An 11,307-nucleotide genomic window follows, 5' to 3' on the forward strand; every position below is an offset into this window, starting at 1 on the left:
AAACTCCCCCTCTTATCCGCATAAAGTCTACTTTTTCACAATATTTGCCTTGCCGGGCGCATGCGTTCCGCGAGGCATTGTTGATAAAATCCATCCAGCTCATTCCAAATCGTGGCATTGCTGAAATTCTCCGCTGCCCAGCGCTGCCCAAATTCCCCCATTCGTGCACGCATCTCTGGAGCCAAAATAAGCAGTTCCAATTTCTCGGCAATATCTTGCTGATTTTCACAATCCACTAAAAATCCGTTTCGCCCATCGACAATGGTGTCTTTTGCCCCCGTGACATCGGAAACAATCACGGGTACCCCGCAAAGCGCCGCTTCAATCGACACATTGCCGAATCCTTCCCGTTTCGTCAGGAAAACGAAGACGTCCATAATATGGAAAAAAGGCACTGGGTCTTTTTGAAAGCCCGTAAATGTGATACCCGGATGGCCTTCGATTTTCGATTTGGTTTCTTCATCAACAGGATCCGTAGATTCATAATTCCCTATGATCAACAGCTTCAGGTTTTCATATTTACTTGCCAATTGCTCAAAAACAGCAACAAGTTCCGTGATTCCTTTATCGTTTGTCAAACGACCGGCAAACCCGAGCACCAAATCGTCCGGACCGAAACCATATGCCGCTTTCAACTCAGCGATGTGCTGTTGTTTTTCGTTGTCCAGCCGGAAGCGTCCGACATCAAAGCCATCCCCGCTCCCTTTGCCGAGCACTGAAATTTTACGGCTGTCAGCGATTCTGAAATCGATGACTTGGTCTCGGAGGCTGTTTGAAACAGCCAGGCAATGGGTCGCTGCCCCTGCAGAAACTTTTTCAGCCGCAAGCAAAATTTTGCGCTTCAGGCCGCTGGTGGTTTCCAGCCTTAGCCCCCGCATATTGTAGACCCGAATCGGCACGCCGCATATCAAAGCTGCAAGCGTAACAACCAGACCTGCTTTGGGAGTGCTGGCATTGACGATATCCGGCTTTTCGCTGCGCAGGATCCGGATGCATCGGATCAATGCCCGGAAATCTTTAGCCAGCGAAATTTCCCGCTCCATGTCCAGCAGCAAAACCTGCGTTTCTTCAGTGAATTCGAATTCTTGGGCGTATTTTCCTTTCGAACTCAAGGCTTTGGCTTCGTAGCCACGGCTATTCAAATATTTCAATTGCCCTTGAAGAAAAACTAAGCTTTCCGGAATTGTCACCGCATGTATCACTTTTACCGCCATATGGAATCTCTCCCTTATTTCTGCCCCAGTTCCATCCGTCAGTTGTCACGGGCATCCTGATTTTTCTTTTTCACTTCTGTTTGTTTGCTTTCATCCCTGAACACGCCTTCTGAGTTAAATACTTTCTGCACTGTCTGCAACAAGATATAAAAATCGAATCGCAGGCTCTGCCGTTCGATATACTCGAGATCCAGCTCGATTTTTTCATTCCAGCTCAGTGAATTCCGGCCTCTTACCTGCGCCCAGCCAGTCACTCCCGGTTTTACAAGAAGCCTTTGCATTTGATAAGGCGTGTAGCTATCCGTCTGGGAAGTGAGAGTGGGCCTTGGACCGACGAAAGACATGTCGCCTTTGACGATATTGATCAATTGCGGCAATTCATCCAAGCTCATTTTGCGGAGGTAATAACCCACTTTCGTGATGCGGCTATCTGTTTCCAAAACGTGGATTGTGTCATCGCGCAGCGAATCATCGTCCGCCATTGTCCGGAACTTGTAAATCAGAAAATGGACATTGTCCTTGCCTCCGCGCATTTGTGTGAAAAAGACGGGGCCTTTCGATTCTGATTTGACAAGAATTGCAATTACCAGAAATAATGGCGACAGCATCACCAGCATCAGCAGTGCAGCGATAAATTCAAAAGCCCGCTTGATAGAGCCCGTCACTTTGTTTTTCCTCTTTACCGGATCTACCGTTCCAAGAGTCATGTAAATTCCTCCCTATAATCTCCATAATTCAACGTTCTCAGGTTTGCCTTGCTGCTCCAAAACGCCTTTGACATCAAAAACCATGCCGCCTTGCTTGTCCAGCAGCGGCTGGATCAGCTTCCAGCCTGCTTCTTTGTATTGTTTATGAGGCATGGCCAATATAACGGCAGATGCCGGCAGCAGTTCATGTTCCGGCGTCAGCATGACGCCATATTTCCGGTCTGCGTCTTGGGGATCCGCACAGCAATCGGACGTCTGGACTTCAAAACCGTAATCGTGCAATTCTTCAATAACATCAATGATCTTTGAATTCCGCAGGTCTTGGACATCTTCCTTATAGGTGATTCCGAGAACAGTGACGCGCGTGCCGCGGGAAGGCAGATTGCGCTGGATCAACCGTTTGGCTACGGTCCGGGCGATATAATGCCCCATCCCGTCGTTCACTTTTCGGCCGGCAAGAATGATTTCCGGCTCATAGCCCGCTGCACGGGCTTTATGGGCCAAATAATGCGAATCAATTCCGAGCCTCGGCCCGCCCGCGAGCCCTGGCGTAAATTTCAAAAGCTTTTTTTGGTGCCAGCCGTTTCCAACACAGCGCCTGTATCGATTCCCAGATGATTGAATATCAAGGAAAATTCATTGATCAAGGCGATATTGACGTCTTGCTGGGTGTTTTCAATGACTTTCGCAGTCTCAGCCACACGGATTGACTTTGCTTTGAAAATACCGGCATCCATAACGCTGCCGTAGATTTCTGCAACGTAATCGAGGACCGCTTCGTTTTGGCCGGCTACCACTTTCTTGATCTTGGTGATGGGAAGCTTCCGTTCTCCAGGGTTAAAGCGTTCAGGGGAATAGCCGACAAAAAACTCAACGCCGCTTTCCAGGCTGGAATACTCCTCCAGCTTGGGGATGCATTCTTCTTCAGTGGCTCCTGGGTAAACTGTCGATTCAAAGACGATGACAGCCCCTTTTTTCATGTATCTTCCAACAATGCTGCAAGCTTCAAGCAATTGGCTTAAGTCTGGTTGGTCCGCTGAGTCGATCGGCGTAGCGACAGCGATCATGATAAAGCCGGCGGCAGTCAAAGAGGATGGGTCAGAAGTGAAATCAATGCCGGACTCCGCAAGCTGCTGCGCGTTAACTTGACCCGTTTTGTCCTTTCCTTCAAGCAGCTGGTTGATGCGGATTCTATTGCTGTCGTAGCCGATCACACTGTATTTCTTGGCGAAAGCCATTGCCAAGGGCAATCCAACATGCCCGAGGCCCACAACTGCAATAGTCAATTTATCGTTCATCATGCCGCTTTCTCCCCTTCAGACTTCCGGAAACGGCTGCCGGCTATTTTCAGCAATTGTTTGCTGTTGGCAATAGCAAAGGTGATCAGCAGCAATGGAATGATTTTATTGCGATGGCGCATGGCCGTTCCCGCACTCTGGGTCCCGTATGAATAAACCAGAACGGTGATGCCGAGGAACAGCAGGATGAATATTTTATTGCGCAGCGGCATATCGCTTTTGAATAGACCGTAAATCGTTGCTCCCACCAGGAAAACGTAAATCGATGAATCGAACATGAAGCTCGCTATATCGCCAAAGCCCCGCCAATCCAGCGGAATCGGTGAGAACATGAAGTAAAACATTTTAAGCGGCGCTACCAGCAAAGCCACGATGCCCGTCAAGCCGTTCAAACTGGACAAGTACATCGATCCTCCACGCCCTGAAATTTCCAGAGCAGAAACTGCTGTTCCTTCAGGCCCCATGAATTTACTGAGGAAAAGTTCCGAATTCTGGATCATGATCGCGGCCATGACGACCAGCAGCATGAGGAAGAGTGCATTTTGCGTAACCTTTTTCGATCCGCTCGTGCTAAGGAACATGAATGCCAGAACGTAGGCGATAACAAAACCGATCATGCCGGAATGGAACATCATCGATCCTAGTGCCAACAAAACCGCCATGATGAAGTTCGGGAATGTACCATCGGCGAACCAGCGTACGAAATGATAAAGCGAAACTGTGATCAGGAAAATGATGATGGACTCACGCAGCAGGATGCTGGACATGAATATGCTGTTCGGCATAACTGTGAAAATCAGCAGCGCGATGAAAATCAATTTTTTGTCGATTTCAAGATGGATCAAAGCTTTCATCAAGTAGACAGCCGCGAAGACCCAAAATGCCACGTTGAGGAATTGAGCAAAGGGCCTTTGGTCACCGACCATGTAATAGATGGCTGATAAGAAAGGAACGTAATTGGTTGCACCGTCTTCCAGCGGGAACATGCCATTCGCGATCAGCAACGAGATTTCATGGAAATATTCCGTGTCAGTTCCACTGGAGAAGATTTGGATTGAAGGTACATATAAATCGATGAACAGCACCAGCACCCTGATGACAAAACCTGCAAAGATCAGCATCAGCCATTCTTTTTCAAGCGTCCGGTACAAATACAGCGAAATCGCCGCGATGCTGGCAAACAGCATCATCATGCCGTAGCCAGGACCAAGAACGATATAGTCTTTGAGCAAAAAAGTGATTAACACTTCTAAAATGAAAAAAGCTAACACGAAGAGCATGATTCAAGCACCCCCTGGAATATTCTTGCCTATTTTTGTTTTAATAAATCCCTAACGCTTCGCTAACGCCGCTAACCTCGCTTTGTAATAGGCGAGATCACTGAGCTGAAGCAGCCAAAGCATCAGCCCGTAGACCAAAGCACCGGAAATGATGCCTCCCGCTAGCGCCAGCAGTTCTGTCTGCGGACTATCGAGATACGTGAACACGCTTTTTGCAGCGACTCCCATGACCGCTGCTGCGAAAACGGCTTTCGATATGTCCAACAAGATTTTCTTCGTATTCATCGAGCCGACTTTCCGAACCAATGAAATGTACAGAACGGCGGTTGTCGCCAATGCCGAAATGCTGGTCGCGAGCGCCAAGCCATTGATGCCCATGAACCGCGACAACACAATGTTCAATACGACATTCATGAACATCGCTCCGACCGCACTGATCATCGGTGTCTTGGAATCTTCCAGTGAGTAAAAGACTTTCGCCAGTACTTCCCTCAGGCCGAAGCCCAACATGCCGATCGTGTAGAAGAAGAGCGCGCCGGATGTCATCACAACTGCATCGTCTGTAAATGCGCCGCGTCCGAACAACATCTCCGTCACTTGTTCGGAGAAAATCATCAATCCCACAGTCGCTGGAATGACGAGCAGCGCGACCGTTGTAACGATTTTTCCGACAATATCTTTTAAATGAGCGATATTGTTATTTACTGCCAATTTGGAAATCTTAGGGAACATTACAGTGACAATCGCCGTCACAAAAATTGCTTGTATGAAGAAAACAATCCGGTGGGAATAAGTCAGTGCAGAAATGCCCCCTTCGGAAATCTGAGAAGCCAATGTCTTATCTACTAAAACATTGATCTGATCCGCAGAAACTCCGACAATCACCGGAATAGCCAGCAGCAGCATCTTTTGGATATTCTTCTCCATTGGAGCCGCTGTCAGTTTGTGCCGGTATCCTGTTTTACGGATTGACGGCAAGAGGAAGAGGAGTTGCACCACTACCGCGACCACTGATCCGATCGACAGCAGATAGAAGTTCACTTCAAAGCTGAGGTAGATGAAGAAGATGATCAGCAGATTCAATGGCAGCCCGCTGAGCACAGTTGCCAGAAAGCGTCTGTTCACTTCCAAGTAACTATTGAAGATATAAACGAGTGCGGTAAAATAAATGCTGAAAGCGGAAATTCTCGTGAAATCCGAAGCGATCTTAAGCGTTTCCCCTTCAAAGCCGCTGGCAAAGATTTTCACGATTTGTACTGGAAAGAGCTGCATCGCAATCACCAGAACGGTGGACAGCAAAAGGACGATATTCGTTAAGTTGGCTGTGAAGCGCTGTGCGTATTCCGGCCCCTCATTTTCGTTGATCTTAGTGAAAATAGGTATGAAGCTTGCTGCTATCCCCATGCCGACAAAGGAAAAAAGAACGGAAGGTATGGTCTGGGATATCAAGTAAGCATCAGTCAGCCCGTCTGCACCATAAAAATACGAAAGGGAAATGTCCCTTGAAAAGCCAAGCACTTTCGTCGCTATGATTACAGCCATTAGTGCAATGACGGTTTTCTCCATGATTTTCTCCCTCGCTTGCTTGTGTATTCTGTCATGCTTACTATCCATCTGTATCTGCGGCGTAACATATGACTATCTCCCCTCTTCCGCCACTATTATTGAGCTTTATACTAAAGCGCTTAGGTTAAAAGTAGGTTAAACTGATTTAATATTTAAAATACTTGGAAATTATTGAGTGATTAGCGCTAGATTTTATATGGAGCGGCGAGTTCACCATGAATGCCGCAATAGAAAACTTGCATTTAGATGCCGTTCGGACCGCTCTGTGCAAGGCATTGGCAATGTACCGAAAAGTAACAGCTGTCTCTTAGCTTTGCCTTGCTTCTTGCCGCGGCAGCCCTCAGAAATGAATAATTTTTTCAACCATCTTAAAATCAAATGATCGAGTGTAGTTCCTTCTTGATGTTTTTGGTCACACAAAAAAGCAGCCCCCAAAACGCTATGCTTACTGGCGTTTTGGGGGCTGCCCCTATTGTTTTTGTATGATTCAATTCAGACGTTCTCTGTTTCTTTCAACGGCCTTGCCCTGTAAGCTGGGAAATATTCCAGATCCGCCTCCACATCCACAGCTTCGCATAATTCTTTGTATATTTCTGGATGCCATATTTTTTTGCCGATATAAAATTTAAAGCCCGTATTCTTCCCGAATTGTTTTTTGAAGAGATAAAGCTTGTCATCCAGGCTATTGGTCCGTCCCCCGCCGTCATGGATCAGATCGACACCGTTTTCTTTGCCCCAAACAACCAGTGCGTATTGGAGAATGTATGCCGGGGACAAGTGGCGAAAATCATTGAGTGTTCCAGAAAGATGGGTATGGATCATGTTGTCGTAGACAAAATTCAAGCCCATTCCGATAGTCTGCCCTTCATATACAGCTTCCACCAACAGCATATTTTCGCCAAAATAATCAATGAGCCTTTCGAAATAGACATCATCGAAATAATAATACGTGTCCGCTTGATTGCGGGCCATTGTTTCATGGTAAATATCTTTGAACTCTTTGAAATCATCCGGACCCATAATTACATTGAACTCCACTCCGGCTTCCAGGGCTTTCCTGATATTCTTGCGCGTTGATTTGGAAAATTCCTTTTGCACCGGATCGTCATATTCTTTCAAATTGGTGCCTACAGTATTGCGGATATAAACCACATCGTAGCAAGTTTCGAAATCTTGCGCGTTGTTGTTGACCGGCTGGAAACGGATGAATTCGCTGACAATATCATGCTCTTCACAATATTGCTGAAAAGCTTCCCTGAATTCCTCCACCAATATTTTCTTATCGTCCTGGCTGCATTCCTCAATCAACGGACCGCCATAGCCATAAGGCGTTACAATATCATAATAAGTCCTGCCGTTCAGTTTTATAGGGATCTCACGTTTAATGAACATGTGCCGTATAGTTCCGAGTGGATGATGGAACTGGTATACTTCGCATGTTCCGTTTTCAATCTCCTCGTACAACCGCCCATAATTTTCATCAAAGTATAAATCTCTCAAATTCTCAACTCCATTCATGTAATAAATTCGCTTGAATATTTGCCTGATTTGCTGACTCTTCAGAAACTTGTTGGATAATTCACTATAAAATACAATATATGTATTATTAGAATTATCAGATTATATACAAATCAATTATACATCGCTTGCGACAAAAGTTCTAGGGATAATCGAGAAAACGTGGGATTTTATTAAATTTGTGTCTGAAAAATTCCAGTTGCCCATTAATGTTTAAATTTTCCTCTCCAAAAAAGTCCGGGTTATAGAAAAGCCCGCACAGCATAATTCCACTGTGCGGGCTTTTTCGTTAGACATTTTCAGTTTGCTTCACTTGTTTCGCCCGATAAGCCGGGAAAAAATGGACTTCATCAACAGTTCCTGAAGCTTCGCATAAAGCTTTATAAACTAAGGGGTTCCAGATTTTTTTTCCAATGTAAAAATGGCAGTCACTTTCTTTGCCGAATTGCTTTTTGAATAAGTACAATTTATCGTCGGGGTTATTTGTACGCCCTCCTCCAGCATGAACCACATCCACGCCGTTTTCTTTGCCCCATTCCGCTAAAGCATGATAAATGACAGAAGCCGGAGAAAGATGGTTGTATTCCGACAAGGTGCCGGACAGATGGGTATGGGCCAAGTTGCCATAAACAAAATTCAAACCTGCGCCAATTACTTTGCCTTCGAATCTTGCTTCGACCAAAAGCAGATTTTCTCCGAAAAGTTCCATCAATTTTTTAAAATAAGCATCCTCGAAATAGTAGAATGAATCAGCATGGTTCCTTTCCATCGTTTCGTTGTAGATTTCTTTGAATGTGTCCAGGCTAGCGGGATTCAACGTCACCTTGTATTCCACTCCTGCTTTTAATGCTTGGCGAATGTTTTTGCGCGCTGACCTTGAAAATTCACCATCAAACGGTGCATCCCTTTCTTTTAAATTGGTGCAAACCGTTTCCCGCATATACATCACTTCGAATGCTTCTTCAAAGTCGGCGGCGTTGCCAGCAAGCGGATGGAAACGGATAAATTCTGAAACGATTTTATGGGAAAGGCAGTAATCTTTGAAAGCTTTTTCGAACTCAGCTGCCAGTTCAAGCCTGGAATCCTTGCTGCCTTCAACAATCAAAGGCCCCCCATAGCCGTAAGGCGTGACCAAGTCGTAATAATGTTCACCGTTCAAGGCAATCGGTATTTGCCGTTTGATGAATAGGTGCTGGACTCTGCCAAGTGGATGCTCAAAGTTGAACATTCCCGCTTCCCCGTTCTCCATCTCTTCGAATAGCTTTCCATAACGATCATCAAAATAAATATCTTTCATGATTCTCTCTCTTCTTTCTCTAATGGAATGCGGTACCGGAAAAATGAAATGTCTGAAATATTAATTTTTTCATTAGTATATTCCTTCCAGACAAAAAGTGCTACATTTTATTTTTTATTTCATATATAAATACATCGATTCGGTGGTAAAAATAGGTTGAAAAGATACGATATTGCATTGAAGAAACTTTATTCTTCAAAAAATACTTAAAATGAAATCTTAATAGTTAATAATACCTATTTTATAAGCCTCTACTTATGCTTATACTATTCTAGATATTACAATATTTACCTAGGAGGTAAGGGATGAAACGCTTGTTTTTACTGATTCTATCAGCTGCATTAATGTTTGGATTTTTGCCTGCATCCGCTTTCGCAATGGAAGCAAACGACAAAGGTTTTGATGAATTTCTAAAGGAAATCCAGTGGGAAAAATCGGCCTACATAGATTATTTGGAAAGCAAAGGCTATTCTTTGGAAGATTTTGAGTCTGCAGAGGAATTGGGGCTGCCAATCACTGAAGAAACGCTTCAATCCGTTCTTACGGATTTCGAAATGAGCCGCAGCGAATTGAATGCACTATTGATCGAAAATGGAGACATTGAAGAAGGACAGGATGTCCTGGTTACGGAATGGTATTTGTTCATTGAAGAGCTTTCAGATGGCATCAATTTCTATGTGAATGGCGGCACTGCGATTACAGATGATAATCTGCAGGAGCTCCTTGAATACTACGAATTTGAATCCAAAGAAGAACTGGAAAGCTTCTTAAATGAGCAAGGCGATTCAATTGAAAACTACGAATTCATCGAAGACCTCGAGTACGCTTTAGATGATTACATTTATGGCTATGGTGATGAATACGACATTGAAGTTGATATCGAAGGAATGTTTACAGAACTAGGATTGACTTTAGAAGAATTGGAAAGATTAGAAGCTCACTTAGAAACTCTTGATTTTGAAGATCCTGCTTTCCAAGAAAGAGCTGAAGCACTTGCTGACCGCATGATGATGATCGAGGAATTCGAATCAGCAAATGAATTGACGGCGGCTCAGATCTCAGAATTGATCGCAATTTACACAGATGCGCTTAATTTGATGAACTTGGATGCTAAATATTACTTGGTAAAAGGCTCAGAAAAGTTGCCAGTCACATTGGGCACATTAATAACGCTTGAAACAGTTGAAGGCTATGACCTCTTAGTTGAAATTTACAACACACAAGGTACATTCCTAGCTGACTTCATTTTGACAAACGACTCGTTCGGGTCTGACATCATCCAAGAAACGGGCGAAGACATTAAAGTAGTTGAAGAAGAAGTTAAAGAAGAAACTAAAGTTGTAGCTGCTCCGCCTGCAGTTAAAACTCCAGGCAAAAAATCGGAGAAAGCACCTGTGAAGAAAACTGTCAAAGGTGGAAAACTTCCGAAAACAGCTTCTGATTACCTTCCAAATGCTTTGATCGGATTGGTTATCGCGCTCGCAGGAGTTGCATTGTTCCGCCGTTCGAAAGCTATGGGACTATAATCGATGAAAAAAAGGTCGAAAGAAGAAAGAAGAATCGGGCGCGGCAAGCGCCTGATTCTTCTTTCCCTGTCAACCGCATTAATTGTTTTTGGGCTTTGGTTCAGCACGACAAATGCTTCAACATTCCTAAAAGGCTACCTTCTATATAAAGCCGATTCTGCCATCGACTCCGCACAAGCGGAACCAGCCGTTGAAGAGCCGGAAGCTAAAAGTACCGGGAAAACGCTGAAACCGAAGGCGCTTTATCAAGAAAAGCCTGTGGAAGGCGACAATATCGGTGATTTGTACATTCCTAAACTCGAAGCCACGCTGCCGATCATCCACGGAACTGACGAAGAAGAATTGGAAAAAGGCGTCGGCCATTTCGCTGGCAGCGTCCTTCCTGGCGAAGACGATAACAGTGTTCTGTCTGGCCACCGCGACACTGTGTTCCGTGAACTCGGTGAAGTCGGCAAAGGCGATTTGCTCGTTGTCACGACTGAAGCTGGAAAATTCACCTACAAAGTCCGCCAAGTCCGGATCGTCGATGAAGATGACCGCACCGTCATCGTCCCGAAACCCAGAGCCACACTCACAGTATCGACGTGCTACCCGTTCGATTTTGTCGGCTACGCACCCGACCGCTATATTTTAGTCGCTGACCTCATTTCTTCGGAATGATGCAGGCATTTTAAAGACCACAAGCAAGCTCAAGAAATTCGAGCTGCTTGTGGTCTTTTTATTTTATAGAATTGATGAAATATCTTCTTCCCGCCCACACAATAAATTATGTCAAAGAAATTCCGCAAACACTCAATGCAATTTTAACAGCTGATATGGAGCCAAACAGCGAGAGAAAACCTTACTGCTCCTGTCTCTGTCTCTGTCTCTGTCTCTGCATCGATGCGCTAGCTTCGAGACA

General features: G+C 44.9%; 10 protein-coding genes. 2 read left to right on the top strand and 8 right to left on the bottom strand.

All coding sequences use genetic code 11. The annotated features are described in order from the left end of the window. Window positions 1–35: 35 nt before the first annotated feature. The 8 genes from EGV91_RS11820 to EGV91_RS11850 form a co-directional block, all read right to left on the bottom strand. On the bottom strand, window positions 36–1,214 hold the full coding sequence (locus tag EGV91_RS11820; protein WP_135503990.1) for a glycosyltransferase family 4 protein: 1,179 nt from the start codon (window positions 1,212–1,214) through the stop codon (window positions 36–38). Window positions 1,215–1,252: 38 nt separating this feature from the next. Beyond that, complete coding sequence (locus EGV91_RS11825; RefSeq protein WP_135503992.1) at window positions 1,253–1,921, bottom strand: sugar transferase; 669 nt, start codon at window positions 1,919–1,921, stop codon at window positions 1,253–1,255. Window positions 1,922–1,933: 12 nt separating this feature from the next. Then, window positions 1,934–2,482 carry a UDP binding domain-containing protein gene (locus tag EGV91_RS17505; RefSeq protein ID WP_338325049.1) on the bottom strand — a complete coding sequence of 183 codons (549 nt, stop codon included), beginning with the start codon at window positions 2,480–2,482 and terminating at the stop codon, window positions 1,934–1,936. Beyond that, the gene (locus EGV91_RS17510) at window positions 2,479–3,222 is read right to left on the bottom strand and encodes a nucleotide sugar dehydrogenase (protein WP_338325050.1); all 744 of its coding nucleotides are present in this window, start codon (window positions 3,220–3,222) and stop codon (window positions 2,479–2,481) included. Before EGV91_RS17510 ends, EGV91_RS17505 begins: the two co-directional genes overlap by 4 nt. After that, window positions 3,219–4,499, bottom strand: coding sequence for a hypothetical protein (locus EGV91_RS11835; protein ID WP_135503994.1), 1,281 nt, complete (start codon window positions 4,497–4,499; stop codon window positions 3,219–3,221). Before EGV91_RS11835 ends, EGV91_RS17510 begins: the two co-directional genes overlap by 4 nt. Before the next feature lie 51 nt (window positions 4,500–4,550). Further along, on the bottom strand, window positions 4,551–6,065 hold the full coding sequence (gene murJ / locus EGV91_RS11840) for a murein biosynthesis integral membrane protein MurJ (RefSeq protein WP_158290609.1): 1,515 nt from the start codon (window positions 6,063–6,065) through the stop codon (window positions 4,551–4,553). A 492-nt stretch (window positions 6,066–6,557) separates the two neighbouring features. After that, window positions 6,558–7,565, bottom strand: coding sequence for a lipid II:glycine glycyltransferase FemX (locus tag EGV91_RS11845; RefSeq protein ID WP_135503998.1), 1,008 nt, complete (start codon window positions 7,563–7,565; stop codon window positions 6,558–6,560). Window positions 7,566–7,872: 307 nt separating this feature from the next. After that, window positions 7,873–8,880: a lipid II:glycine glycyltransferase FemX gene (locus EGV91_RS11850; protein WP_135504000.1), complete on the bottom strand. Its 1,008-nt coding sequence runs from the start codon at window positions 8,878–8,880 to the stop codon at window positions 7,873–7,875. Window positions 8,881–9,185: 305 nt separating this feature from the next. Between EGV91_RS11850 and EGV91_RS11855 the strand changes: the two genes are divergently transcribed. Both EGV91_RS11855 and EGV91_RS11860 read left to right on the top strand, forming a co-directional pair. Next, the gene (locus tag EGV91_RS11855; RefSeq protein ID WP_135504002.1) at window positions 9,186–10,406 is read left to right on the top strand and encodes a processed acidic surface protein; all 1,221 of its coding nucleotides are present in this window, start codon (window positions 9,186–9,188) and stop codon (window positions 10,404–10,406) included. 3 nt (window positions 10,407–10,409) lie between these two features. Next, complete coding sequence (locus tag EGV91_RS11860; RefSeq protein ID WP_135504004.1) at window positions 10,410–11,066, top strand: class D sortase; 657 nt, start codon at window positions 10,410–10,412, stop codon at window positions 11,064–11,066. Window positions 11,067–11,307: the final 241 nt, after the last annotated feature.

The organism is Planococcus koreensis (assembly GCF_004761975.1).
Classification (GTDB): domain Bacteria; phylum Bacillota; class Bacilli; order Bacillales_A; family Planococcaceae; genus Planococcus; species Planococcus koreensis.

Coding starts and splice junctions, on each gene's coding strand:
- EGV91_RS11820 (WP_135503990.1), bottom strand. CDS start 1,214: ATGGCGGTAAAAGTGATACATGCGGTGACAATTCCGGAAAGCTTAGTT.
- EGV91_RS11825 (WP_135503992.1), bottom strand. CDS start 1,921: ATGACTCTTGGAACGGTAGATCCGGTAAAGAGGAAAAACAAAGTGACG.
- EGV91_RS17510 (WP_338325050.1), bottom strand. CDS start 3,222: ATGATGAACGATAAATTGACTATTGCAGTTGTGGGCCTCGGGCATGTT.
- EGV91_RS11835 (WP_135503994.1), bottom strand. CDS start 4,499: ATGCTCTTCGTGTTAGCTTTTTTCATTTTAGAAGTGTTAATCACTTTT.
- murJ (WP_158290609.1), bottom strand. CDS start 6,065: ATGGAGAAAACCGTCATTGCACTAATGGCTGTAATCATAGCGACGAAA.
- EGV91_RS11850 (WP_135504000.1), bottom strand. CDS start 8,880: ATGAAAGATATTTATTTTGATGATCGTTATGGAAAGCTATTCGAAGAG.
- EGV91_RS11855 (WP_135504002.1), top strand. CDS start 9,186: ATGAAACGCTTGTTTTTACTGATTCTATCAGCTGCATTAATGTTTGGA.
- EGV91_RS11860 (WP_135504004.1), top strand. CDS start 10,410: ATGAAAAAAAGGTCGAAAGAAGAAAGAAGAATCGGGCGCGGCAAGCGC.